16 protein-coding genes, 1 tRNA gene and 3 riboswitches are annotated in these 25,566 nt (G+C 65.1%); of the genes, 9 read left to right on the forward strand and 8 right to left on the reverse strand.

The window, feature by feature from the left end; all coding sequences use genetic code 11:
• Positions 1-27 precede the first annotated feature (27 nt).
• From HHL14_RS14810 to HHL14_RS14820, 3 genes are all read right to left on the reverse strand, one after another.
• Positions 28-1,482 (reverse strand): flagellin N-terminal helical domain-containing protein, encoded by a 1,455-nt coding sequence (locus HHL14_RS14810; RefSeq protein WP_169498365.1) that lies wholly within the window; start codon positions 1,480-1,482, stop codon positions 28-30.
• Between the two features lie 469 nt (positions 1,483-1,951).
• Entirely contained in the window at positions 1,952-2,962 is a 1,011-nt protein-coding gene (locus HHL14_RS14815; RefSeq protein ID WP_169498366.1) for a sodium:calcium antiporter, read from the reverse strand.
• Between the two features lie 128 nt (positions 2,963-3,090).
• Positions 3,091-3,261, reverse strand: a riboswitch (yybP-ykoY riboswitch).
• Positions 3,262-3,465: 204 nt separating this feature from the next.
• A tRNA-Arg gene (locus tag HHL14_RS14820) sits at positions 3,466-3,541 on the reverse strand.
• Between the two features lie 306 nt (positions 3,542-3,847).
• Between HHL14_RS14820 and HHL14_RS14825 the strand changes: the two genes are divergently transcribed.
• Entirely contained in the window at positions 3,848-4,744 is an 897-nt protein-coding gene (locus HHL14_RS14825; protein WP_169498367.1) for a c-type cytochrome, read from the forward strand.
• A gap of 136 nt (positions 4,745-4,880) precedes the next feature.
• On the opposite strand, the gene HHL14_RS14830 is transcribed toward HHL14_RS14825, so the two are convergent.
• Positions 4,881-6,971 carry a UvrD-helicase domain-containing protein gene (locus HHL14_RS14830; RefSeq protein ID WP_169498445.1) on the reverse strand — a complete coding sequence of 697 codons (2,091 nt, stop codon included), beginning with the start codon at positions 6,969-6,971 and terminating at the stop codon, positions 4,881-4,883.
• 390 nt (positions 6,972-7,361) lie between these two features.
• On the opposite strand from HHL14_RS14830, the gene HHL14_RS14835 reads away from it, so the two are divergent.
• The 8 genes from HHL14_RS14835 (at position 7,362) to HHL14_RS14870 (ending at position 19,081) form a co-directional block, all read left to right on the forward strand.
• On the forward strand, positions 7,362-8,411 hold the full coding sequence (locus tag HHL14_RS14835) for an oxidoreductase (RefSeq protein ID WP_169498368.1): 1,050 nt from the start codon (positions 7,362-7,364) through the stop codon (positions 8,409-8,411).
• A 228-nt stretch (positions 8,412-8,639) separates the two neighbouring features.
• Positions 8,640-8,990, forward strand: coding sequence for a hypothetical protein (locus HHL14_RS14840; RefSeq protein WP_169498369.1), 351 nt, complete (start codon positions 8,640-8,642; stop codon positions 8,988-8,990).
• 367 nt (positions 8,991-9,357) lie between these two features.
• Positions 9,358-9,459: riboswitch (glycine riboswitch) on the forward strand.
• Positions 9,460-9,479: 20 nt separating this feature from the next.
• Positions 9,480-9,653: riboswitch (glycine riboswitch) on the forward strand.
• Between the two features lie 80 nt (positions 9,654-9,733).
• Positions 9,734-10,852 (forward strand): glycine cleavage system aminomethyltransferase GcvT, encoded by a 1,119-nt coding sequence (gene gcvT, locus HHL14_RS14845; RefSeq protein ID WP_169498370.1) that lies wholly within the window; start codon positions 9,734-9,736, stop codon positions 10,850-10,852.
• A gap of 59 nt (positions 10,853-10,911) precedes the next feature.
• A complete protein-coding gene (gene gcvH / locus HHL14_RS14850) occupies positions 10,912-11,292 on the forward strand; it encodes a glycine cleavage system protein GcvH (RefSeq protein ID WP_169498371.1) in 381 nt (126 codons plus the stop codon).
• 91 nt (positions 11,293-11,383) lie between these two features.
• Complete coding sequence (gene gcvP, locus HHL14_RS14855; RefSeq protein WP_169498372.1) at positions 11,384-14,320, forward strand: aminomethyl-transferring glycine dehydrogenase; 2,937 nt, start codon at positions 11,384-11,386, stop codon at positions 14,318-14,320.
• Positions 14,321-14,521: 201 nt separating this feature from the next.
• Positions 14,522-15,652, forward strand: coding sequence for an alginate lyase family protein (locus HHL14_RS14860; RefSeq protein ID WP_169498373.1), 1,131 nt, complete (start codon positions 14,522-14,524; stop codon positions 15,650-15,652).
• A gap of 28 nt (positions 15,653-15,680) precedes the next feature.
• Entirely contained in the window at positions 15,681-17,069 is a 1,389-nt protein-coding gene (locus HHL14_RS14865; RefSeq protein ID WP_169498374.1) for an L-serine ammonia-lyase, read from the forward strand.
• A gap of 266 nt (positions 17,070-17,335) precedes the next feature.
• Positions 17,336-19,081 carry a thiamine pyrophosphate-binding protein gene (locus tag HHL14_RS14870; protein ID WP_169498375.1) on the forward strand — a complete coding sequence of 582 codons (1,746 nt, stop codon included), beginning with the start codon at positions 17,336-17,338 and terminating at the stop codon, positions 19,079-19,081.
• 76 nt (positions 19,082-19,157) lie between these two features.
• On the opposite strand, the gene HHL14_RS14875 is transcribed toward HHL14_RS14870, so the two are convergent.
• The 4 genes from HHL14_RS14875 to putA form a co-directional block, all read right to left on the reverse strand.
• Positions 19,158-19,778 carry a hypothetical protein gene (locus HHL14_RS14875; protein WP_169498376.1) on the reverse strand — a complete coding sequence of 207 codons (621 nt, stop codon included), beginning with the start codon at positions 19,776-19,778 and terminating at the stop codon, positions 19,158-19,160.
• An 8-nt stretch (positions 19,779-19,786) separates the two neighbouring features.
• A complete protein-coding gene (locus HHL14_RS14880; protein ID WP_169498377.1) occupies positions 19,787-20,086 on the reverse strand; it encodes a hypothetical protein in 300 nt (99 codons plus the stop codon).
• A 196-nt stretch (positions 20,087-20,282) separates the two neighbouring features.
• Positions 20,283-21,431, reverse strand: coding sequence for a branched-chain amino acid ABC transporter substrate-binding protein (locus HHL14_RS14885; protein WP_169498378.1), 1,149 nt, complete (start codon positions 21,429-21,431; stop codon positions 20,283-20,285).
• A gap of 86 nt (positions 21,432-21,517) precedes the next feature.
• Positions 21,518-25,447: a trifunctional transcriptional regulator/proline dehydrogenase/L-glutamate gamma-semialdehyde dehydrogenase gene (putA, locus tag HHL14_RS14890; RefSeq protein ID WP_169498379.1), complete on the reverse strand. Its 3,930-nt coding sequence runs from the start codon at positions 25,445-25,447 to the stop codon at positions 21,518-21,520.
• Positions 25,448-25,566 lie beyond the last annotated feature (119 nt).

Here is a 25,566-nt window from a genome sequence, read left to right on the forward strand (position 1 = left end):
CGCGGAACGCATGCTAGCTGAAGCGTATTACTGCAGGAGCTTCAGGATCTGCTGCGGCTGCGAGTTAGCTTGCGACAGCACCGAGATACCGGCTTGCTGCAGCACCTGCGCCTTGCTCAGGGCAGCCGTTTCCTGTGCGAAGTCGGCGTCCTGGATTTGCGACTGAGCCGACGACAGGTCGGTCGACTGAGCTTGCTGCGTGGTGCCGATTGCGGTGAAACGGTTTTGTGCCGCGCCGAGCGTTGCTTGCAGGTTGTTGACCGTATCCAGCGCGTCGTCGATCGATTCGATCGCCTTGTTCGCGCCAGCGACCGTGCTGATGTCGATCTGGTCGACGGTTTGCGTCGTGGCGGTCGAAGCTGCCGACCACGCATTCGTGCCGGTTTGCGAAATGGCGGTGCCGGGGGTCATCGTTGCCGCGGTGCCGCCCGAAGCCGCCGTGTAGCCGAGACCGTTGGTGCCGAGGATCGCAGCGCCTGCCGTGGTGTTCGACGTGATCTGGTTGCCGTTCTGGTCCCAGAACGTGTAGCCCTGGTTACCGTCCGACTTCACCGTGATCGACGTGATGTCGGTCGACGCTTGCGTGCCCGTTTGATTTGCACCGGTCGTCGAATCGATATCGAGGCCCGTGATCGTGCCGAGCGTCGTGCCCGAGGTGTACGAATTGGCCGCGTTATCCGTATCGATTGCGCCCATCTCGGTGGTCGCATCCAGCGCGCCGGTGGAGTTGATCGACAGAACGCCGTTGGTGTTGGTCAGCAGATCGGTCGTCGCAGCCGGGCTCGACACCGCCGAGAACGACAGTGCGTTGCCGTTCTGATCGGTGTACGAGAAGCCGCCTTTGCCGTCCGACAGAACGTTCAGCTGGGTCACTTCCGTGCCCGTCGACGTGCCCGAATTCCACGCGGCACCGGTCGAATCGAGCGAAACCGCCAGCGACGCAACCGTGTCGCCCGCCTTCACCGCACCGCCACCCAGCGACGCTGCCGACACGCCTTGCGACAGGTTCAGGCTGATCGTCTGACCAACGTTCGCGCCGACCTGGAACGAAACCGCGCCCATCGAACCGTTCAGCACGTTCATGCCGTTGTACGTCGTTTGCGACGCGATACGGTTCACTTCCTGGATCTGCTGCGTCACTTCCTGTTGCAGCGCTGCGCGATCGGTGTCGGTCATGCTGCCGTTCGATGCTTGCGTCGCGAGCTGGCGGATACGTTGCAGGCTGCTCGTCAGCGACGACAGGCCGCTCGACGCGGTTTGCACCATCGACACGCCGTCGTTCGAGTTCGACACACCTTGCGTCAGACCGTTGATCTGGGTCTGCATGATGTTCGAGATTGCGAGACCTGCTGCGTCGTCTGCCGCGCTGTTGATGCGCTTGCCCGACGACAGGCGGGTGATTGCCTGCGACAGTGCGCTACCCGAGCCAGTCAGGTTCTGCTGTGCAACCAGCGAGTTGATGTTGCTGTTAATTCCGAGCATGGAAATTCTCCTATTGGGGCCATCGGCCCGTTACATGCCGTGTAGACCAAGGCATCAGCGAACGCGGAAGCTGTTCGTTTGCCGCCCGCCTTGTTTGGGGTATCGGCCCCGCCCGGAAAAACTTTAAGGGCCAAACAGGGACATTCGTCGCGTGGCGAGGCTGGATGGACGGCACGCGGGATCGGCTGTGCGAGACGCGCGCGTGGGCCTCAAGCTCGCCCGGCGCGTGCCGATAAACAGGATCGATATGGGCGTCGAGCGCCTGCAGAAGCTCGTCGCCGAGTGGGCGCGGAACGTTCGGATTCCGCGCCGGACAACGTAAGGTCGGCTGGTTCGCCGCGTGGATGCGTGAAAGGAGGTGCTGCCGGAATGCGTCGTCGGCCTGTGTCGGCCTCGACCGACGGGGCGCGTCCCGGCAGGCTGGTGTCGCTTCCTGCGCGGTGCCGGCAGGCCGGCGCGTGCTACCGCTTCAGCGCGACAACGTGATCGCCAGATAGGTGACGTACAAGACGCCGCACATGAGTAGCGCCCAGACCGGCACGCCCCGCGCGCGGGCGTTGATGCGCAGCCACGCGGCCGCGGCCAGCGTGATCACGACGCCGGTCACCACTTCGACACGCGGCGTCCATGGCGTGAGCAGAATGCCGATCGCGGGCAGCAGCGTCCCCTGGAACACCATCGCGCCGGTGATGTTGCCGAACGCGAGCGTGTCCTTGCCGCGACGCACCCACAGGATGCTGTTGACCTTCTCCGGCAATTCGGTGGCAATCGGAATAATCAGTAGCGACAACAGCAGCGGCGATATGCGCAGCGCCTCGGACACGCCCCGCACGCCGTGGATGAAACCCTCGGCTCCCCAGATCAGCAGCGCGACCGCGGCGACGAGCTGCAGCGCGATCGTCGCGAGATTGGTCGGTACGCCGAGACGCGAAAGCAGCATCTTGCCGGGCGCCTCGGTGCCGTGCCCCGCATCGACGAGCCCGGTCGAGGCGCGGAACGTCATCACCACGTAAGTGACGTACACGCCGACCAGCGCGATGCTGAAGAGCGCGCGCACGATCATCTGCTCGTGCGGCACGTACATCGCGACGGCGGCGAGCACGAACGCGCAGAGGAAATAGTTGAGGTCGCGGGTAAAGCCGGTACGCTCGGGCGCGATGCTGCCTTTGAGGCCGCGCATGCGCAGGATCGCGAGCGTCATCAGAAACGTGGACAGCGTGGAGAGCATCAGCGGCGCGCCGAGAATTGCGCCGACGCCGATTTCCTGATTGACGGTGTTACCGGCCCGGCTTCCCATGATCGCGAGCAACGGCACGAGAGTTTCGGGCAACGCGGTGCCGACCGCCGCGAACAGCGAGCCGGTCACACCTTCGGAGATTTTCAGGCGCTCGCCGAGATGTTCGAGCGCATTGGTGAAGAGTTCGGCCGCCACCAGAATGACGACCAGCATGATTGCGAGTTCGACGAACAGACCTGTCATGCGCGGTTCCCCGTCGATGCGCGACACGCGCGGCGGCTCGCGGGATTGGGCGAGTGGCGGGATGGTGCGAAAGGATGCGGGGAAACTGATGGTGAGCTACGGTGATTCACGGGGCAAACTCCACGGTCGGACGTACCTACGAACCAATGACGCACTGCCGCCCGTCCGACCAGAACGAGGCAGTACGTCAATGGTCTCGCCAAACCGACCCGGTCGAACGCGCCATGATCCGCAGATCAAGTATGTTGACGCGCTCCCCTTCAAAGGATGAAGGAAGGCTACTCCCCAGTGACTTTGGGATTTTACTGGGGTGGGAAGCTTTCAACAAGCTTCAGGGTGTCGCGGGGGTGGGGTTTGGTTGTGCGGGGGGGTGCGATGGCGCGCTGAGGAGTGGGGGGACTGAGGGCTGTGGGAATTTTTGGGGCTGATGCGGGGCGGGCTGCGGACGTCGTGTTCGACACGAGTGCTTGCGCGAGAGGGGAAACTGGGGGGGAAAGAAGACTTGGCGCGCCCGGCTGGGATCGAACCAGCAACCCCTGCCTTCGGAGGGCAGTACTCTATCCATTGAGCTACGGGCGCTTCAACGCAAAAACTGCGTGGACTACGCGAGAGCGCGGCAGCCAGAACGGACGCGACGCCAAAGCGAGAGACCGCAAGGATACCCGGTTTCGGCCGCACCGTCCACCGAACGGCCGTCGCGGCCCACCCGCAAGCCTTCCGGACGAACAGCCCCTGGCCGCACCGCTCCGGGTAAACGCCTGCTGAACACCGGCCGGGCTGCTCGCCGCCGCCGAAATGTTGCGTCTATAATCGTCCGTGCCTGATCAAGAACAAGAAGTTGCCGTCGCGCTGTACCGCTCACATACCCACGGAGACGAGACAAGCATGAGCGAAGCACCACACGGAGCCCCGATCAAAACCCCAGCACAGCTCATCGCCGCGGTCATCGCCGGGTTCGCTGTGCCGATCATCATCATCGTTCTGCTCGCGGTCTACGTCGATAATTCGACGCGCACCGGTGCCGGCACCGACTCCCTCTCCGAAGCCGAAGTCACCTCCCGCATCCATCCGCTCGCCCAGGTCGAGATTCGCGACGCCAACGCACCGCGCGTCTACAAGAGCGGCGAGGAAGTCTACAAGGCGGTCTGCTCGGCGTGTCACGCGTCGGGTGCGGCCGGCGCGCCGAAATTCACCAATACCGCCGACTGGGCGCCGCGCATCGCGCAAGGCTTCGACACGCTGTGGCACACCGCGCTGTCCGGCAAAGGCGCAATGCCGCCGCGCGGCGGCACGAGCCCCGACGACTACAGCGATTTCGAAATCGCCCGCGCGGTCGTCTATATGGCGAACAACTCGGGCGCGAGCTTCCCCGAGCCGGCCCAACCGGCGGCAGGCGCAGCCGCGGCCTCCGGCGCCGCCGCAGGGGCAGCCGCTGGCGCATCGGACGCCGGCGCGGCGCAAGCCGCCGCAGCGATGGCGGCCATGGCCAGCGTGCCGCAAACGCCCGCTCCGGCAGCCGGCGGCGCAGCGAGCGCGGACGCGTCGCAGGCCGGCAAGGCGCTGTATCAGGCGGTATGTCAGGCCTGTCACGCGGCCGGCGTGCTGAACGCACCGAAATTCGGCGACAAGGAAGCGTGGGCGCCGCGCCTGAAGGACTCGATGGACACGGTCTACAACTACGCGCTGCATGGCAAGGGCGCGATGCCGCCGAAGGGTGGCTCGAACGCATCGGATGCGGACGTGAAGGCCGCGGTCGACTATATGGTCAGCGCGGTGAAGTAAAACAGGCGTACTTGCCCCGCGCGCGGCGGCCCATTTCGGTCGCCGGATAAAAAAATCCCTGCATACGCGAATGCGATGCAGGGATTTTTTATGCGTCATTGATTGCCACGACGTTTCGCGGCGCGCCCGCCGCCCCTCAAGCCTTCTGCAACAACGCCTTCAAACTCGCCAGCCGATCCTTCGGCGACATCGGCGCCTCCTCGGCCGTCGGCGGCGGCGCATCGTCGAGCAGCATTTCATTGATAAAGCGCGACGGCTCGCAGACGACCGTCTCCCGCGCGCGCTTACGCTTCTTGCACCAGTTCAGATGCAGGCTGCGCTGCGCGCGCGTAATCGCAACGTACATCAGCCGGCGCTCTTCCTCGATGCGCGAATCGTCGATCGGTTCGTCGTCGGCGCCGCCGCGATGCGGCATGATGCCTTCCTCGACGCCCACCAGGAACACGTGCGGATACTCGAGCCCCTTCGACGCATGCACCGTCGAGAGCCGCACCGCATCCGGATCTTCCTCGCGGCCTTCGAGCATCGACATCAGCGCGACCGTCTGGATCAGGCCGAGCAGGTTCTTGCCGGTGTCGCCGAAACCATCGGCGGTGTCGTAGCCGGTCGCCTCGGCGTTCGCGCCACCCGCCGGCTCCTCCTTCGTACCCTTGCGCTTCAGCCACTCCAGAAACTCGAGCACATTCTGCCACTTCGCCTGTGCCTGGCGTTCGTCGAACGCGTCGTACAGATACGCCTCGTAGTGGATCGCGTCCATCAGCTCGTTGAGCAGCGTGCCCGCCGCGTCCTTTTCCGCGCGGTCGGTCAGGCGCTGCATGAAATCGCAGAACGCGCGCATCGGCTCGATCTGACGCGGCGACAGGCGCGCCTCGATGCCGCCCATGTAGACCGCCTCGAACAGCGACACCTTCGCCTGCCCCGCGAACGCGCCGAGCGCTTCCAGCGTCGTATTGCCGACACCGCGACGCGGCGTCGTGATTGCGCGGATGAACGCGGGGTCGTCGTTGGCGTTGGCGATCAGGCGCAGATACGCGCAGATGTCCTTGATCTCGGCCTTGTCGAAGAACGATTGCCCGCCCGACAGCACGTACGGAATCCGCTCGCGACGCAGCACCTGTTCGAAGATGCGCGCCTGGAAGTTGCCGCGATACAGGATCGCGTAATCGCGGAAATTGGTGCGCCGTTCGAACTTGTGCGCGGACAGACGAAACACCACGGATTCCGCCTCGTGCTCCTCGTCGTTGCAGCCGGTCACGGTGATCGTGTCGCCCATGCCGTGCTCGGACCACAGCTTCTTCTCGAACAGCTTCGGGTTGTTCGCGATCACATTGTTCGCGGCGGTCAGGATGCGCACCGTCGAGCGGTAATTCTGTTCGAGCTTGATCAGATGCAGGTGCGGAAAATCCTTGCCGAGCTGGCCGAGGTTTTCGAGCGTCGCGCCGCGCCAGCCGTAGATCGCCTGATCGTCGTCGCCGACCGCGGTGAACGCGGCGCGCTTGCCGGCCAGCAGCTTCACCAGTTCGTACTGGCACGCGTTGGTGTCCTGATACTCGTCGATCAGCAGATAGCGCAGCCTGTTCTGCCAGCGGTCGCGCACCGGCTCGTTGTTCGCGAACAATTCGGCGGGCAGGCGGATCAGATCGTCGAAATCGACCGCCTGATACGCATGCAGCGTCGCCACATAGTTGCGGTAGACGATCGCCGCCTGATGCTCGTCCTCGGTCGACGCGGTCGCGATCGCCTGCTCGGGCATGATCAGGCCGTTCTTCCATAGCGAGATGATCGACTGGATCTTGCGGATGAAACCCTTGTCCGTCGAGCCGACCTGTTCCTGGATCATGCCGAAGCAATCGTCGGAATCCATGATCGAGAACTGCGGCTTCAGGCCGACGTGTTCCGCTTCCTGGCGCAGAATCTGCACGCCGAGCGAGTGGAAGGTACACACCGTCAGCTGGTTCACCGGCACCTTGCGGCCTTCCTTGCCCGGTGTGGTCAAGGTCTTGCCTTCGAGCAGCTTGCCGACGCGCTCGCGCATTTCGGCCGCGGCCTTGTTCGTAAACGTGACGGCGGCGATGTGGCGTGGCTCGAAGCCTTTCGCTTCGATCAAGTGCGCGATCTTCTGCGTGATCACGCGCGTCTTGCCGCTGCCGGCGCCGGCGAGCACGAGACAGGGACCGTCGAGATAACGGACCGCTTCACTTTGAGCGGGGTTCAGGCCTGCGGACATCGTCTGTGGATGGGTAATACGGTTGAGGGCGGTCGTGGTCGCGCCGGCGGGAGGCGCCGACCGGAAGCCCGGGGGCATGCTGCGCGCCGCCGCGGTCCTGCATGGCGTGCTTCGCGCGAGAGGAGCGATGTTAACATGCTTACCTCGGATGCTTCTCCCGGCGGTTGACCTGCAACCTGCAACGCCTGCTCGCGCAGGCGAGCCACCACGGTTACCGCCACGGGTCACTTCGCTGCTTGCTCTCGATGGACTGTATGCCCTGCCGGACGACGCATCGCGACCGCCCGCCACTACGGCTCCCCCAGTCCATCCCGCAAGTGCCACAATAACGAGATTGCGCGCCGCCGCCGCGGTGGCAAGGCGGCGCGCCGTTCCTGCAGGAAGACACGCATGTCCGCATCGCTGAAGATTGGATTGATGGGCTATGGGTTCGCCGGTGCGACGTTTCACGCGCCGGTGATCGAACATTGCGGGCGCGCCAGCGTCGCCGCCATCGCGACGGGCCAGGCCGAGCGCGCGCGTGCCGACTATCCGCACGCGAAAATCGTCGCCGATCTCGACGCGCTACTCGCGCTCGACGACATCGACTGCGTCGTGATCGCGACGCCGAACGACACCCACTTCGACCTCGCGCGCCGCACGCTCGAGGCGGGCAAGCACGTAGTCGTCGACAAGCCGGTCACGTTGAACGCCGCCGACGCCCACACGCTCGCCAACATCGCGCTCGCCCGCGGCAAGCTGTTCGTGCCCTTTCACAACCGTCGCTGGGACGGCGATTTCCTGACCGTGCGCGATCTGCTCGCACGCGTCGAACTGGGACGCGTGACTCAGTACGAATCGCATTTCGACCGCTTCCGGCCCGGCGTGCGTCAGCGCTGGCGCGAAGACGTGACGCGCGGTGGCGGTCTGCTGTTCGACCTCGGCCCGCACCTGATCGACCAGGCGCTCGCACTGTTCGGCGCGCCGCAGACCGTATCGGCGACGGTGCGCGCGCATCGCGACGACGCCAGCGCACCCGACTACGTGCACCTCCAGCTCGGCTATCCGGAATTCGAAGTCGTGCTGCACGCGAGCGCGCTGACGGCGATCCCCGGACCGCGCTTCGCGATCCACGGCACGCGCGGCAGCTATCTGAAGTACGGCCTCGACACCCAGGAAGATCAGCTGAAGGCCGGTCTGCGTCCCGGCGACGAAGGCTTCGGCGGCGGCAACACGAACGGCATCCTGCGCGTGCTGGAAGGCGATCAGGAAGTCGAGCGCGAATTGCCGACGCGCAACGGCGACTACGTCGGCTTCTACATCGCGCTGGCCGACGCGATCCAGAACGGCGTCGCGTTCCCGGTCAGCGCACAGGATGCCGTCGACGTGATGACGATCATCGAGTTGGCCGCGCGCAGTTCCGAACAGGGCGTGCGGCTGCCGTTCGAGCGGATCCGCTGAGTTCGTCGCCGGTCTGCGTCCGTCTGCGTCTATCCCGCGCCGCACCGCTTTGTGTACCAAAAACGGCATGGCGCGAGACGGCGCGAAAGCCCGCCCAGCCGGGCTTTCCTGACATCCCCGAAAGGAACATAACGTTACAAATTCGACGGCTGCCCGGTCAGCGGACAGCCGTCATCATCCGTTGCTAGCGGGGTAACACCCAAACGACAACGACTCCCCGGAGAATCCATGCCTCGTCTCATCCGTGCCCTTGCCGCCTGCGCGCTGCTCGCCTCCGTCGCCGCCTGCGTGATGACGCCGCCGCCCGCGCCGCATCCGGGTCCGAATCCGCAGCAGATCGCGGATCAGCGCCTGCATCAGGTCGATGGCCGCATCGACAACCTTTCGCGCCGCATCGACAACCGCGTGACCCAGGGCTATTACCCGCCGCCGCAAGGTGCCGCGCTGCATCACCGTCTCGAGACGATCCGCCAGGAAGCGCACGACATGGCCGCGCAACACGGCGGCGGTTTGTCGGCCGAAGAGCAGCGTGTGCTGAATCAGGAACTGGATAACGCGGCGCACGCGATCGGCGAGTAACCAGCCGATTGAGTCCGAGGACCAGGGTCGTCGGACGGGCAACTCAGCCGGCGTTCCGGTTGGCAGGCGCGAGCCAATGCCCGTTAGCGCGCGCCGAAGTGCGCGCTAACAGGTAACCGGTAACCGGTAACCGGTAACCGGTAACAGGTAACCGGTAACAGGTAACAGGTAACAGGTAACAGGTAACAGGTAAGCGCCCACTCCGACGCATTGCGCCGTCACCGCTCCAAATCCGCCGCACACGACGCAAAAAGCGCGGGCCTCATGGTCCCGCGCTTTTCTTTTTTGACGCCGACCGCTCCGTCAACCCGGCCCCCACGGCGCGCGGGCCTTTATTTGACAAGCCCCGGCCCGTCGCGTAAATTCGCCGCACGCGTCGGGAGAGCGCGCTGGCCGCAGAAAAATCGCAGGCCGCGCCGCCGAAGGGGCACACCCGCAAACTCTCAGGCAAAAGGACCGACCGCGTCGAAAAACCCGCCCTCCGGCGGTTTTTCGCACTCTGGAGAGCGGCAGTAGCCATCCGCGTCGCACGTCGTGCACAGCAGGCAGGCTGCCCACCGAAGGGGCGCGCGTTTCACCGTGACGAAGCAGGCTCGCTAGCGAGCACAGACAGCACCGTCACGGCAGCGCAATCTCTCAGGTATCGAGGACAGAGGGGTCATGCAGGATCACGCTCGCAGGCATACCGCCGCGAGGCGTTGCGCCGCATGGCCTTTTTTGTTTCGCGAGACGCCCGAGGCCCCATGACCGAACTCAAACACACCCCGCTCAACGCCGCTCACCGCGCGCTCAACGCCCGCATGGTCGATTTCGGCGGCTGGGACATGCCTGTCAACTACGGCTCGCAGATCGAAGAACATCGCGCGGTGCGCACCGACGCCGGCATGTTCGACGTGTCCCACATGTGCGTGGTCGACTTCACCGGCGAGCGCGTGCGCGCGTTCTTCGAATTCGCGCTGGCCAACAACGTCGCAAAGCTGCAAACGCCGGGCCGCGCGCTCTATTCCTGCATGCTGAACCCGAACGGCGGCGTGATCGACGATCTGATCGTCTATTACTTCGCCGAAGACCACTTCCGCGTGGTCGTCAACGCCGGTACCGCCGATAAAGACATCGCGTGGTTCGGCCAGCTCAACGCCGAAGGCGGCTACGGCCTGACCATCACGCCGCGCCGCGATCTCGCGATCGTCGCCGTGCAAGGCCCCAACGCGCGCGAAAAAACCTGGCAGACCGTGCCGGCCGCGCGCGCCGCGACCGAAGCGCTGAAGCCGTTCAATGCGGCACGCGTCGACGGTACGCCGTTCGGCGAGCTGACCGTCGCGCGCACCGGCTACACCGGCGAAGACGGCTTCGAGATCATCGTCCCGGCCGCTCACGTCGAAGCGCTGTGGAACGCGTTGCAGGCGCAAGGCGTGCGCCCGGCCGGTCTCGGCGCGCGCGACACGCTGCGTCTCGAAGCCGGCATGAATCTGTATGGCCAGGACATGGACGACAACGTCTCGCCGCTCGACGCCGGCCTCGCGTGGACCGTCGACCTCGCCGCGCCGCGCGACTTCGTCGGCAAGGGCAAACTCGAAGCCGACGGCTCGCGCTCAGCGTTCGTCGGCCTGATCCTGCTGAAGGACAACGGCAAGGCCGCCGGCGTGCTGCGCGCGCATCAGAAAGTCGTCACGCCGCACGGCGACGGCGAAATCACGAGCGGCACGTTTTCGCCGACGATGCAGGAATCGATCGCCTTCGCGCGCGTGCCCAAGGGCGTGCAGCCGGGCGACACCGTGCACGTCCAGATTCGCGATAAAGCCTGCCCCGCAAGCGTGGTAAAACTGCCGTTCGTGCGCAACGGCAAAGTGCTGGCGGTTTAAGCGGCCAACGCACGCCCCTAATTCCAATCATTAACGAACATTCCGTTCAGGAGCATCCAATGAGCATCCCGGCCGATCTGAAATACACCGAATCGCACGAATGGGTCCGCACCGAAGCGGACGGCACGCTGACGGTCGGTATCACCGACCACGCGCAGGAAGCGCTCGGCGACATCGTCTTCTTCGAAGTCCAGGAACTGAGCAAGTCCGTGAACGCCGGCGACGCCGTCGCCGTGATCGAATCGGTGAAGGCCGCTTCCGACATCTACGCGCCGGTCGCGGGCCAGGTCATCGAGGCGAACCAGGACGTCATCGACTCGCCCGAGCTCGTCAACAGCGAGCCGTACGAAAGCTGGCTCTTCAAGATCAAGCCGGCCGCCGGCGCATCGCTCGACCGTCTGATCGACGCCGACGCGTACGCGAAGTCGATCGGCGCCTGAGTCCCCGCTCGAGTCACGGCCTGACTCACACGTTTTAACCGTCAGGTGCGGCGCTCGCAATACGGCGCGCGCCGCACCGCCAGGAACACCCATGAAGCTCGAACACCCGGATCGTCTGATGAACCGCACTCCTCTCTCGCTCGCCGCGCTCGAAGTGCACGACGCCTTCGCCGAACGGCATATCGGCCCGGATACGGCCGACCAGCAAGCGATGCTCGAAGCACTCGGCTTCGCATCGCGCGCGGCCTTGATCGACGCCGTCATCCCGAAGACGATCCGCCGCACCGAAACGCTGCCGCTCGGCCCCTTCGCGCAACCGAAGAGCGAAGCCGAAGCACTCGCCGCGCTGCGCGAACTCGCGGACAAGAATCAGGTGTTCCGCTCGTACATCGGTCAGGGCTACTACAACGCCCATACGCCGACGGTGATCCTGCGTAACGTGCTGGAAAATCCGGCGTGGTACACCGCGTACACGCCGTATCAGCCTGAAATTTCCCAGGGCCGTCTGGAGGCGCTGCTGAACTTCCAGCAGATGGTCACCGACCTGACCGGCCTCGCCATTTCCAACGCGTCGCTGCTCGACGAAGCGACCGCCGCCGCCGAAGCGATGACGCTCCTGCAACGCGTCGGCAAGCCGAAGTCGAACGTGTTCTTCGTCGCCGACGACGTGCTGCCGCAAACCATCGAAGTCGTGAAGACGCGCGCGACGCCGGTCGGCATCGAAGTGAAGGTCGGCCCGGCCGCCGAAGCCGCCAACGCGAACGCGTTCGGCGTGCTGCTGCAATACCCGGGTGTGAACGGCGACGTGCGCGACTACCGCGCGCTGGCCGAAGCGATCCACGCGGCTGGCGGCCACGTGGTAGTCGCCGCCGACCTGCTCGCGCTGACCGTCCTCACGCCGCCGGGCGAATGGGGCGCGGACGTCGCGGTCGGCAATACGCAACGCTTCGGCGTGCCGGTCGGTTTTGGCGGCCCGCATGCCGCGTACCTCGCGGTGCGCGACGAATTCAAGCGGCAGATGCCGGGCCGTCTCGTCGGCGTGACCGTCGACGCGCAAGGCAACCCCGCGCTGCGTCTCGCGCTACAAACGCGCGAGCAACATATCCGCCGCGAAAAGGCGACTTCGAACGTGTGTACCGCGCAGGCGCTGCTCGCGATCATGGCGAGCATGTACGCGGTCTACCACGGCCCGCGCGGCCTGAAGACGATCGCGCTGCGCGTGAACCGCGTCGCCGCGCTGCTCGCCGCAGGCGCGAAGCAACTCGGCTACACGCTCGTCAACGAAACCTTCTTCGACACGCTCACGTTCGACACCGGCGCGCGCACGCAAGCGCTGCACGACGCCGCGCTCGCGAAGCGCATCAACCTGCGCCGCGTCAGCGACACGCAGGTCGGCGTGTCGGTCGATGAAACCACCACGCGCGGCGACCTCGCCGATCTGCTCGCGGTGTTCGCGCAGGCCGCCGGCGCCAAGGATGTGCCGCAAGTCGACGCGCTCGACGCCGCACTGACCGCGTCGAACACCGCGTCGGTGCCGGCCGCGCTCGAACGCACGAGCGCATACCTGACGCACCACGTGTTCAACCGTCATCATTCGGAAACGGAAATGCTGCGCTATCTGCGTAGCCTGTCGGACAAGGACCTCGCGCTCGACCGCTCGATGATCCCGCTCGGCTCCTGCACGATGAAGCTGAACGCGACCTCGGAAATGCTGCCGGTCACGTGGCCCGAATTCGGCCAGATCCATCCATTTGCACCGGCCGAGCAGACCGTCGGCTATCGCGAGATGATCGATCAGCTCGAAGAGATGCTCGTTGCCGCGACCGGCTATGCGGCCGTGTCGCTGCAGCCGAACGCGGGCTCGCAGGGCGAGTACGCGGGTCTGCTGATCATTCACGCGTATCACGCGTCGCGCGGCGAAGCGCATCGCAACGTCTGCCTGATTCCCGCTTCGGCGCACGGCACGAACCCGGCGTCGGCGCAGATGGCCGGCATGCAGGTCGTGGTCGTGGCATGCGACGCGCAGGGCAACGTCGACATCGAAGATCTGAAGAAGAAGGCCGCGCAACACGCGGACAAACTCGCGGCGATCATGATCACGTATCCGTCGACGCACGGCGTGTTCGAAGAGAACGTCCGCGAAATCTGCGAGATCGTGCACGCGCACGGCGGCCAGGTGTACGTGGACGGCGCGAACATGAACGCAATGGTCGGTCTGTGCGCGCCGGGTCAGTTCGGCGGCGACGTCTCGCACCTGAACCTGCACAAGACGTTCTGCATTCCGCACGGCGGCGGCGGACCGGGCGTCGGTCCGGTCGCGGTCGGCGCGCACCTCGCGCAGTTCCTGCCGAACCAGACTTCGTCGGGCTACGAGCGCGCGCCGCAAGGCATCGGTGCAGTGTCGAGCGCACCGTACGGTTCGGCGTCGATCCTGCCGATCTCGTGGATGTACATCGCGATGATGGGCGCGAAGAACCTGACCGCCGCGACCGAAACCGCGATCCTCAACGCGAACTACGTCGCCAACAAGCTCGCGCCGCACTATCCGGTGCTGTACTCGGGCCCCGGCGGCCTCGTCGCGCACGAGTGCATTCTCGATCTGCGTCCGATCAAGGACACGAGCGGCATCACCGTCGACGACGTCGCCAAGCGCCTCGCCGACTACGGCTTCCACGCGCCGACGATGAGCTTCCCGGTGCCGGGCACGCTGATGGTCGAGCCGACCGAGTCGGAATCGAAGGAAGAGCTCGATCGCTTCATCGAAGCGATGATCGCGATTCGCGAGGAAATCCGTGCGGTCGAAGAAGGCCGTTCGGACCGCGAGGACAATCCGCTGAAGCACGCACCGCACACCGCGGCAGTCGTGATCGCCAACGACTGGAAGCATGCGTATGCGCGCGAAACCGCCGCGTATCCGCTGCCCACGCTGATCGCGAAGAAGTACTGGCCGCCGGTCGGCCGCGCGGACAACGTGTACGGCGACCGCAACCTGTTCTGCTCCTGCGTGCCGATCGCCGACTACGAGTAACGCGCAGTAACGTACACGTACGCGAGTCAGCGCCGCACCATGCGCATCGCCCGCCGCCGGTCACGGCAGCAACACGCCGAAGCAGACGGCGAGGCAGCGCGAGGTGCGGCGACGACGCCGGGCGGTTCCGGCGCGGTTCTGTCGTTCAGGGCCGCAAACGGCTAACATCACACACCGAATCAGCCAAACGAGGAGTTCCGCATGGCGCGAAAGGTGCGATCGATGCAAAGCCGGGCCGAAGCTGTCGCAGCCCATCCATGGCGGCCCGCTTATGCCGTGTTGCTGGCCGGCGCGGCAATGCTTCTGCCGTTGCGCCACGCGCACGCCGCGATGAATTTCTGCGCGGCGCCCGCGTTGCAGACCAGCGAGCGCACCAATGCCGATCCCGGCGTGAAGGCACTCGTCAGCAACGTGCAGGCGCATCTGAACGACCAGCCGCATGCGCTCGCGAAGCTGCACACCGAGGGCACGCTGCCGCACGAAGGCCTCTACGATCAGAGCGTCGAAGCGGAGAAGGATCTCGATCTGCTGCGCGACGCCGCGCTCGCGTGGCGTGCAACCAGCGACGACCGTTTCCTGAAGCTCGTCGATCGTCTGCTGTACGCATGGGTCACCACGTATCAGCCGAGCTTCAACCCGATCGACGAAACGCATTTCGAAGGCCTGATTCTCGCGTACGACATGACCGCGAGCGCGTTGCCGGTGAAAACGCGCAATGCGTCGATGGCGTTCCTGACGAAGCTCGCGAACGGCTACATCGCGCAGATCGACGGCCAGCCGCGGCCGCTCACCGGCACGTTCCGCAACAATTGGCAGAGTCACCGCATCAAGCTGATCGCGATGGCGGCGTTCACGCTCGACAATCGCAAGATGATCGGCATCGCGCAGCGGCTGTTCGTCGAACATATCGGCGACAACATCGCGCCGGACGGCTCGACGATCGACTTCAACGAGCGCGATGCGCTGCACTACGTGACCTACGATCTGCAGCCGCTGGTCACGGCCGCGCTCGCCGCGCGCCGCCATAACCGCAACTGGCTGCAGGAGAAGGGCGCGAACGGCGCGACCCTGCTCGCCGCGCTGAACTGGCTGGTGCCGTTCGCCACCGGCAGCCAGACCCACGAGGAATTCGTGCATTCGAGCGTCCCGTTCGATGCAAAACGTCGCGAGGCCGGCTTGCCCGGCTATTCGGGTCAGTGGGACCCGAAGAACGCGACGGAACTGTTTCACCTGGCCGCGCGTCTGGACGGACGCTTTACGCCAGTCGCGCTGCAGCTCGCACCGACGCCGCCCGCGTGGCTCGCCGTGTGTTTGCCGCTGCCGGCGCGCTAAACCCTTTATTTACCGGTAGGAGCAGTACATGGCAGTCAGCGTTTTCGATCTCTTCAAAATCGGCATCGGTCCGTCGAGCTCGCATACGGTCGGGCCGATGCGCGCGGCGCTGATGTTCGTCCAGGGACTCGAACGCGACGGCCTGCTCGACAGCGTCGCGTCGGTGAAAGCGGAACTGTACGGCTCGCTCGGCGCGACCGGCAAAGGCCACGGCACCGATCGCGGCGTGATGCTCGGCCTGATGGGCGACGCCCCCGACACCGTCGATCCCGAGACCATCGCGCAGCGGCTCGAAGCGGTGCGCACGTCGCGCAAGCTCGCGCTGCTCGGCAAGCACGACGTGCCGTTCGTGCAGAAGGACCACATCGCGTTTTATCGTCAGGCATTGCCCGAACATCCGAACGGCCTGAAGCTGCATGCGTTCGATGCGCAAGGCGCGACGCTGCGCGAGTCGACTTATCTGTCGGTCGGCGGCGGTTTTGTCGTCACGGCCGGCGCGCCGAACACGAAGGTGTTGAGCGCGGTCGATCAGCTTCCGTATTCGTTTCGGACCGCCAACGAATTGCTCGCGCTGTGCGCGTCGAGCGGCAAGAGCATCGCGCAGTTGATGTGGGAAAACGAGCGCGTGTGGCACAGCGAAGAAGAAACGCGTACCGGTCTGCTGAAGATCTGGGAGGTGATGCAATCGTGCGTCGCGCGCGGTTGTGGCATCAACAATCCCGATGCCGACGGTCACTTGCCCGGCCCGTTCCAGGTGAAGCGGCGCGCGCCGCAACTGTATCGCGCGTTGACCGGCAATCCTGAGCGCGCGCTGCAGGACCCGCTGTCGATGGTCGACTGGATCAACCTGTACGCGATCGCCGTCAACGAAGAGAACGCCGCGGGCGGGCGCGTCGTTACCGCACCGACCAACGGCGCGGCCGGCATCATCCCGGCGGTGCTGCATTACTACACGCGCTTCATGCCGAGCGCGAACGAGCAGGGCGTGATCGACTTCCTGATGACCGCCGCCGCAATCGGCATCCTGTACAAGCTGAACGCGTCGATCTCCGGCGCGGAAGTGGGCTGCCAGGGCGAAGTCGGCGTCGCGTGCTCGATGGCCGCCGGTGCGCTCGCCGCGGTGATGGGCGGCACGCCGAAGCAGGTCGAGAATGCCGCCGAAATCGGCATGGAGCACAACCTCGGGCTCACCTGCGATCCGGTCGGCGGGATGGTGCAGATTCCGTGCATCGAGCGCAATGCGATGGCCTCGGTGAAGGCGGTCAACGCGGCGCGCATGGCGTTGCGCGGCGACGGCAGCCACTACGTGTCGCTCGATTCGGTCATCAAGACGATGCGCGAAACCGGCGCGGACATGAAGACCAAGTACAAGGAAACCTCGCGCGGCGGGCTCGCGGTGAATATCGTCGAGTGCTGATCGACGCGCGCGGTGTTTGAACGCGGATAAAGAACGCGGGCCCTGGTGGCCCGCGTTTCTGTTTGTGCGCGATGCAGCGACCCTGCGACGATGCGACGCTACGATGCCGGCCGGTTTCCGCGTCGCACGGTTGCACTGCGCCGTGACAGCGCCCGCGTGGCCGGCGTAAGCTGTCGAAGCGTCCATCGGCCGAAGCTGTGTGTTGCGCCGATGCGGCCTCATCCCATCCCGTCGCACAACATGCACTGTCAGGAGGCTTCTTCGCAATGTCGCTGCCGAATGCTCCCGCTGCTGATTCCGCTTCTGCTTCCACCGCTCCTCATCCCGCTCGCACGACTGGCGCGCGCCTCATCGTCGATGCGCTGCTCACGCACGGTGTCGAACGCGTGTTCTGTGTGCCCGGCGAAAGCTTCCTCGCCGTGCTCGATTCGCTGCACGATGAAACCGCGCGCATCCAGACGATCGTCTGCCGTCACGAAGCCGCGGCCGCGAACATGGCCGAAGCGGTCGGCAAGCTGACCGGCCGCCCAGGCGTCGCGCTCGTTACGCGCGGGCCAGGCGCAACGCATGCGTCGATCGGCGTGCACACCGCGTTCCAGGACTCGACGCCGATGATCCTGCTGATTGGCCAATGCGCGCGCGAGCATCTGGATCGCGAGGCGTTTCAGGAAATCGACTATCGACGCATGTTCGGTCAGATGGCGAAGTGGGTCGCGCAAATCGATGACCCGAAGCGCATCCCCGAATATCTGAGCCACGCGTTTCACACGGCGACCTCGGGACGACCCGGGCCCGTCGTGCTGTCGCTGCCGGAAGACGTGTTGAGCGATGCGTGCGATGCCGTTGCCGGCGCACCCGCGTATCAACGCGTGGCGGCATCGCCGTCGGCCGCGCAGATGACGAAGCTGCGCGAGCTGCTCGAACGCGCGCAGCGGCCGATGGTGATCGCCGGCGGCAGCGGCTGGACGCCGACCGCGTGCGCGGACCTGCGCCGCTTCGTCGAGAACTGGCAGTTGCCGATCGGCCTCGCGTTCCGCTTCCAGGACACCATCGACAACGAGCATCCGAACTACGCGGGTGACATCGGCCTCGGCATCAATCCGGCGCTCGCACAGCGTATCCGCGACGCCGACCTGCTGCTGACGCTCGGGCCGCGCCTGGGCGAAGCGACGACCAACGGCTACACGCTGCTCGACATTCCGAAGACGAAGCAGACGCTCGTGCACGTGCATCAGGGCGCGGAAGAACTCGGTCGCGTGTATGCGGCCGATCTGCCGATCGTCTCCGGCATGCCCGAGCTGGCGGCGCTGCTGGCGGAACTGAAACCGTCGTCGTCCGGCAAGCTTGCCTGGGAGGACGCCGCACAGGAAGCGCATCGCGCGTATCTGGAATGGCGCAAGCCGCGGCCGATTCCCGGCGACGTGCAGATGGGCGAAGTGATTCAGCAGTTACGTGCGCATCTGCCCGACGACGCGATCCTGACGAATGGTGCCGGCAACTACGCGACGTGGTTGCATCGGCATTTCTCGTATCGACACTTCCGCTCGCAGCTCGCGCCGACAAGCGGTGCGATGGGCTACGGCGTGCCGGCCGCGCTCGCGGCGAAGTCGCTGTATCCGCAACGCGCGGTGGTCGCGCTCGCCGGCGACGGCTGCTTCATGATGTCCGCACAGGAACTCGCGACGGCGATGCAGTACGACCTGCGCGTGCTGTTCATCGTCGTCAACAACAGTCACTTCGGCACGATCCGCATGCACCAGGAGCGGCACTATCCGCATCGCGTGCACGGCACGGGTCTCACGAATCCAGACTTCGCGGCGTTCGCGCGATCGTTCGGCGCGCATGGCGAAACGGTCGAACGCACTGAAGATTTTCTGCCGGCGTTGCAGCGCGCGATCGAATCGCAGTTGCCGGCGGTGATCGAGATCCGGATGCCGCAGGAGGCGAGCACGCCGGCCGCGAGTTTGGAGCAGATTCGGGAACAGGGAAGGAAGATGCGGGGGGAGTCGTGAGCTGAACGGCAAAGCCCGCGGGTCAGGTGCCCGCAGGCTTTGTTCGTGAGTCAGCGACGACGGCTAAGCGTGACTGCTACGCGTAGATGATCGACAACACGCCAAGCTCCTTCAATAGCGCGGGCTTCTGCGCTTCGATCACGTCGGATCGAATCTGATAGATCACCGATTTGATCACTTCGGTCTGGCTCAGCGTCGTCTCATCCATCAGCGTTCTCAGATCTTCCGCGATGCGGGGCGTCACTTTCATCGACAGTCGCCTGCGCGCCGCACCGCGATGCTCCTTGAAGTGCTCTATCGCCGATCGATGCGCGTTGATCAACCTTGTCCGCGGATATTCGCCGGACGCAAACCGATGCAGATAGAGCATCATCAACACCTTACGAAACTCCGTCGAGTTCGTGCTATCGATCATGTAAGCGGCGAGGTCGAGAACGTCGAGATAGATCGCAGGAAGTTGCGCCTCGATGGGCTTGACCTCTTTTTGCCTAGCTTCGCGGATCGCGGGAGTGGACTGAGCCGGCACCGCGACGACCCGGTCGCAGACATCGCAGACCGCCGCAAGAATGTTTTTTACCGTGCCCTTGCCGTCGCTAAAAGGCACGTCCCGGCGCAGAAATGTCGTGCTCACCAGTTGCCTGCAATGAGCACAGATGGCCTTGCTCTTTTCGCCCTCTTCATACAGCTTCATCTTCATCGGCTCACTCACTGATGTACGCTGATAAACACAGTTTCCGGATCGCCCACGAAGTAAAACTTCACATACCAGCCACCGGACACGATGATGTGAACGTCGACGGCAGGAGCACTGTGATGAGGCGACGAGCTGTATTGCGTGCCGTCGCTTCGTGCAATCAACGACTCGACGAATTGAGCGCTAATCTGCCCGGTCGCAAGCAGATTCTTCACGTCGATGCCCGAGCGGGCCTCGTGTTGAAACTGCCCGGAGCGTAACGCGGAAATGACCGCGTGTTTCACCTGCTTGTACTTGTTCGGTATCGACAATCACACCTCCAATTGTACGACAGGTCTCGTATAAATCAATCGAAAACTTTCGCGGTGCCATGGGTGATTGTCGGTGGAATTTTTTTCGGTAGAAGTCGAACAGAAAAAATCGGGCACCTGATAGCGGCACACCGGATCAATAAAAAAACCCCGCCAAAGCGGGGTTTTTCGCAAAGCAGACAGCCGGCAAAAAAGCTTACTTGCCGCCCACGCTCTGCAGCGTCGTCCACTTGCCGTCGACCACCTTGTACAGCGTGATGCCGCCGTTCTTCAGGTCGCCATGCGCGTCGTACGCGAGGTTGTTGGTCGTCACGGCCGGCATCGAGGTCTTCGCCAGCACCGGCAGGTACTTCGCCGGGTCGGTCGAGTTCGCGCTCTTCATCGCGGTGAACATCGCCATCGCGCCGTCGTATGCGTACGGCGAGTAGGTCTGCACGTCTTCGTTGAAGCGCTTCTTGTACTTCTCGACGTACGCCTTGCCGCCCGGCATTTCGTCGAGCGGCAGGCCGGCGAGCGAGGCCACCGTGCCGTTCGCCGCGTCGCCCGCGAGCTTGATGAAGGTCGGCGTGTGCACCATTTCGCCGCCCATCAGCGGCGCCTTCACGCCGAGCTGCTTCATCTGCTTGACCATCGGTGCCGCTTGCGAATCCGCGCCGCCGTAATAGATCAGATCCGGGTTGGTCGACTTCAGCTTGGTCAGGATCGACTTGAAGTCGACGGCCTTGTCGTTCGTGTATTCACGATCGACGATCGTCGCACCCGCCGCCTTCGCAGCCTTCTCGAACTGATCGGCCAGACCCTGGCCGTAAGCCGTGCGGTCGTCGACGATCGCGATCTTCTTCATGCCGAGGTTCTTCACCGCGAACGTGCCGGCGACCGAGCCTTGCTGCGTGTCGGACGTCATCATGCGGAAGGTCGTCTTGAAGCCCTGCTGCGTGTATTCCGGCGCGGTCGCCATGGCGATCTGCGGAATCCCCGCGTTCGCGTAGATGCGCGAAGCCGGAATCGTGGTGCCCGAGTTGAAGTGGCCGAGCATGCCCTTGATGCCGTCATCCACGAGCTTCTGCGCCACCGTCGTGCCGGTGCGCGGGTCGGCCTGATCGTCGGCCGAGTCGAGCACGATACGAACCTGCTTGCCGCCGATCACCGGCTTGGTCGCGTTGAATTCTTCGACCGCGAGCACGATGCCGTTCTGGAAGTCCTTGCCGTAGTGAGCCTGCGCGCCCGTCATCGGACCGGCGAAACCCACCTTCACGTCTTCCGTCGATTGAGCATTGGCCGTCCCCGCCAGCGACATAGCAGCAACCAGAGCTGCGCCTGCCAGCTGTTTCATTTTGTGTTGCATAGCTTCTCCTTGATACCAGGTGTGGATGAAGCGGTTTCGGGGTCGCCGTGCCGCTTCCGTTCTATTGAGGGATCGCCGAGGTTCGCTCAACCGATCGTCATCAAATTTGCATTGCCGCCCGCCGCCGCGGTGTTCACGCTGACCGAGCGCTCGGTGAGCAGACGCTCGAGCGCGTAGTCCTCGTCGCCGCTCGCGAGCGCCCGGGCCGCCACGCCCTGCACCGACACAATCGGGCCCGGCCGTTTCGCGACTTCCTTCACCAGCGTCAGCAGTTCATCGCTGTCGCCTTCGAACAGCACCGCGTCGAACGTCGCGTCGGCGCTCTTTTTCACGCTCGCATGCGACTTCAGCGACGCAGGCAGCTGCGATACCAATTGTTCACCAGCCGCGCCTTCGAACAACGCTCGATTACCGGTAGCCAGCGCCGCCGCGAACTGCACGCGCGCGCCGCTCGCGGTCGACGCGATGCACAGCACCGTGCCGCGCGGGCCGAGCGTGTACGTGTTGCGCTCGCCGGTCGGCCCCGCCAGCACGGCGGTTGCACCCGCCGGCACGTGCGACAGATAACCGTCGCAGCGCGCCGCCAGCTGCGGCTCGCGCTCGGCGATCAGCCAGTCGCGCAGCGCGGTCAGCGCGGCGGACGGATTGTCGCCCTTTTCCGCCGCCTGCGGTACTTCGATCACCAGCGCCTGCGCGAGCGATTTCGGCAGACCGGCCGGCCGCGTCGCCAGCAGACGCTGCAGATACAGCGCGCCCCCCGCCTTCGGCCCCGTGCCCGACAGCCCTTCGCCGCCGAACGGTTGCACTCCCACCACCGCGCCGATCACGTTGCGGTTCACGTAGATGTTGCCGACGTGCGCGCGGCCGATCACGTGCGCGATCGTCTCGTCGATGCGCGTATGGATGCCGAGCGTCAGGCCGTAACCGGTCGCGCGGATCTGTTCGAGCAGGCGGTCGAGCTGGCTGCGGCGATAGCGCACCACGTGCAGCACCGGGCCGAACACTTCGCGCTTCAGCTCGTCGATGCTGTCGAGCTCGATCAGCGTCGGCGGCACGAACGTGCCTTGCGCAGCGCCTTCCGGCAGCGGCAGTTGCTCGACCTTGCGGCCCTTCTCGCGCATCGTCGCGACGTGCGCGTCGATGCCGCGTTTCGCGTCGAGGTCGATCACCGGGCCGACGTCGGTCGACAGGCGGTCCGGATTGCCGAGCGTCAGCTCGCGCATCGCGCCCTTCAGCATGTCGAGCGTACGGTTCGCGACATCGTCCTGCAGACAAAGAACGCGCAACGCCGAACAACGTTGACCGGCGGAGTCGAACGACGATTGCAGCACGTCGGCGACGACCTGCTCGGCGAGCGCCGACGAATCGACGATCATCGCGTTCTGGCCGCCGGTTTCGGCGATCAGTGGAATCGGCTTGCCGTCCGGGTCGAGCCGGCCGGACAGCGTCTTGTTGATCAGGCGCGCGACTTCGGTCGAGCCGGTGAACATCACCGCGCGGGTGCGCGGGTCGGCCACCAGCGCGGCGCCGACCGTCTCGCCGTCGCCCGGCAGCAGTTGCACCGCGCCCGCCGGCACGCCGGCTTCGCGCAGAATCCGCACGGCTTGCGCGGCAATCAGCGGCGTCTGTTCAGCGGGCTTCGCGAGCACCGTGTTGCCGGCCGCGAGCGCGGCGGCCACCTGGCCCATGAAGATCGCCAGCGGGAAATTCCACGGGCTGATACAGACCACCGGACCGAGCGGCCGATGCGTGTCGTTCGAAAACTCGTTGCGGATCTGCGTCGAGTAGTAGCGCAGGAAGTCGATCGCCTCGCGGATTTCCGACACCGCGTTCGCGAGCGATTTGCCCGCTTCGCGCACCACCAGCCCCATCAGCGTGTGCATCTGCGCTTCGAGCAGATCGGCGGCACGCGTGAGGCAATCGGCGCGCGCTTCGACCGGCGTCGCCTGCCAGATCGGCGCGGCGGCGACCGCGTGACCGAGCGCGGCGCTCACGTGTTCGGCGGTGGCCTCGACGACCGTGCCGACGAGGTCGCGCTGATCGGCCGGATTGCGCACGTCGCGCCCGGCGCCGACGGCGATCTCGTTGTCTTCGAGCATCGGCGCGGCGCGCCACGGATGATGCGCGCTCGCCAACAACGCCGACGACAGCGACGCCAGCCGATGTTCATTCGACAGATCGAGCCCCATCGAATTGAGACGCTCGGCGCCGTACAGATTGCGCGGCAGCGGAATGCGCGCGTGCGGTGCGCCGAGCGGCACGATCTTCGACGCTTCCTCGACCGGATCGGCGATCAGGTCCTTGATCGCGACGGTTTCGTCGGCGATGCGGTTCACGAACGACGTGTTCGCGCCATTCTCCAGCAGCCGGCGCACGAGGTACGCGAGCAGCGTCTCGTGCGTGCCGACCGGCGCATACACGCGGCACGGACGGTTCAGCTTGTCGCGGCCGGTGACCTCTTCGTACAGCGGCTCGCCCATGCCGTGCAGGCACTGGAACTCGTACTGGCCGGGGTAGTAGTTGTTGCCGGCGAGGTGATAGATCGCCGACAGTGTGTGCGCGTTGTGCGTCGCGAACTGCGGATAAACGGCATCGGGCGCGCCGAGCAGCTTCTTCGCGCACGCGACGTACGACACGTCCGTGTAGATCTTGCGCGTGTAGACCGGATAGCCTTCGAGGCCGTCGACCTGCGCGCGCTTGATTTCCGTGTCCCAGTACGCGCCCTTCACGAGGCGCACCATGATGCGGTGACGGCTGCGGCGCGCCAGATCGATCAGGTAGTCGATCACGAACGGGCAGCGCTTCTGATACGCCTGCACGACGAAGCCGATGCCGTTCCAGCCCTGCAGCTCCGGATCGAAGCACAGCGCTTCGAGCAGATCGAGCGACAGCTCCAGCCGGTCGGCCTCTTCCGCGTCGATATTCAGGCCGATGTCGTAGCGGCGCGCGAGGATCGCGAGCGAGCGCACGCGCGGCAGCAGTTCGCTCATCGTGCGTTCCTGCTGCGCACGTGAGTAGCGTGCGTGCAGCGCCGACAGCTTGATCGAAATGCCCGGACCTTCGTAGATGCCGCGACCGCCCGCCGCCTTGCCGATCGCGTGGATCGCCTGCTCGTACGACGCGTAGTAGCGCTGCGCGTCGGCCTCGGTGGTGGCTGCTTCGCCGAGCATGTCGTAGGAGTAGCGGAAGCCGCGCGCCTCGTACTTGCGGCTGTTCGCAAGCGCTTCGGAGATGTTCTCGCCGGTCACGAACTGCTCGCCCATCAGGCGCATCGCCATGTCGACGCCCTTGCGGATCAACGGCTCGCCGCCCTTGCCGATCAGGCGCGTCAGCGCCGACGACAGATTCGTCTCGCTATTGGTCGTCACCAGCTTGCCGGTGATCATCAGCCCCCAGGTCGCGGCATTGACGAACAGCGACGGTGCCTGACCGACGTGCGATTTCCAGTCGCCCTTGCTGATCTTGTCGCGGATCAGCGCGTCGCGGGTCGCGCGATCGGGGATGCGCAGCAGCGCTTCGGCGAGGCACATCAGTGCGACGCCTTCCTGGCTCGACAGCGAGAATTCGTGGATCAGCCCTTCGACGCCGCCGCCCTTGCTCTTGCCGCGCAGCGTTTCGACGAGCTTGCCGGCCATCGCCTGCACGTCGCCCGCGAGGTTGGCCGGCAGACGCGCCTGGCCGAGCAGGAACGGCACGCACTCGGGTTCCGGGCGGCGATACGCGGCGGTGATCGCCGCGCGCAGCACCGATTGCGGTTGCACGTTCTGCGCGAAATCGAGGAACGGGTGCGAGACGCCGTCTTCTTCGTGTTCGACGGCCGCGCCATCGGCGAACTCGGCCGCGCCCGTCGCGCCCGACAGTTCGGCCGGCAACTGGCCGTGCTCGATCTTTTCGAGGTACGCGAAGATCGCCTGTTTGATCAGCCAGTGCGGAGTGCGCTCGAGGCGGGTAGCGGCATCTTTCAGCCGGGAACGCAGGAGGTCGTCGACCTTGACGCCAAGGGTGGTGCTAGCCATGTTTCCTTCTTCGATACCGGGCGCAAGCCGGCGAAAGACCAAAAGTTGGGCGAATCGTACGCCTCCAAATAAAAAGGTGCAACCAGTCTCCGGCTATGGTTGCACCCCGCTGAAAGCCT

The sequence above is a fragment of the Paraburkholderia antibiotica genome (assembly GCF_012927125.1).
Taxonomy (GTDB): domain Bacteria; phylum Pseudomonadota; class Gammaproteobacteria; order Burkholderiales; family Burkholderiaceae; genus Paraburkholderia; species Paraburkholderia antibiotica.

Excerpts from the sequence above, each read along its gene's own strand:
- HHL14_RS14875 (WP_169498376.1), bottom strand. The coding sequence starts at position 19,778 with ATGAAGATGAAGCTGTATGAAGAGGGCGAAAAGAGCAAGGCCATCTGT.
- HHL14_RS14860 (WP_169498373.1), top strand. The coding sequence starts at position 14,522 with ATGGCGCGAAAGGTGCGATCGATGCAAAGCCGGGCCGAAGCTGTCGCA.
- putA (WP_169498379.1), bottom strand. The coding sequence starts at position 25,447 with ATGGCTAGCACCACCCTTGGCGTCAAGGTCGACGACCTCCTGCGTTCC.
- HHL14_RS14815 (WP_169498366.1), bottom strand. The coding sequence starts at position 2,962 with ATGACAGGTCTGTTCGTCGAACTCGCAATCATGCTGGTCGTCATTCTG.
- HHL14_RS14840 (WP_169498369.1), top strand. The coding sequence starts at position 8,640 with ATGCCTCGTCTCATCCGTGCCCTTGCCGCCTGCGCGCTGCTCGCCTCC.
- gcvT (WP_169498370.1), top strand. The coding sequence starts at position 9,734 with ATGACCGAACTCAAACACACCCCGCTCAACGCCGCTCACCGCGCGCTC.
- HHL14_RS14830 (WP_169498445.1), bottom strand. The coding sequence starts at position 6,971 with ATGTCCGCAGGCCTGAACCCCGCTCAAAGTGAAGCGGTCCGTTATCTC.
- HHL14_RS14835 (WP_169498368.1), top strand. The coding sequence starts at position 7,362 with ATGTCCGCATCGCTGAAGATTGGATTGATGGGCTATGGGTTCGCCGGT.
- gcvP (WP_169498372.1), top strand. The coding sequence starts at position 11,384 with ATGAAGCTCGAACACCCGGATCGTCTGATGAACCGCACTCCTCTCTCG.
- HHL14_RS14870 (WP_169498375.1), top strand. The coding sequence starts at position 17,336 with ATGTCGCTGCCGAATGCTCCCGCTGCTGATTCCGCTTCTGCTTCCACC.
- gcvH (WP_169498371.1), top strand. The coding sequence starts at position 10,912 with ATGAGCATCCCGGCCGATCTGAAATACACCGAATCGCACGAATGGGTC.
- HHL14_RS14825 (WP_169498367.1), top strand. The coding sequence starts at position 3,848 with ATGAGCGAAGCACCACACGGAGCCCCGATCAAAACCCCAGCACAGCTC.
- HHL14_RS14810 (WP_169498365.1), bottom strand. The coding sequence starts at position 1,482 with ATGCTCGGAATTAACAGCAACATCAACTCGCTGGTTGCACAGCAGAAC.
- HHL14_RS14885 (WP_169498378.1), bottom strand. The coding sequence starts at position 21,431 with ATGCAACACAAAATGAAACAGCTGGCAGGCGCAGCTCTGGTTGCTGCT.
- HHL14_RS14865 (WP_169498374.1), top strand. The coding sequence starts at position 15,681 with ATGGCAGTCAGCGTTTTCGATCTCTTCAAAATCGGCATCGGTCCGTCG.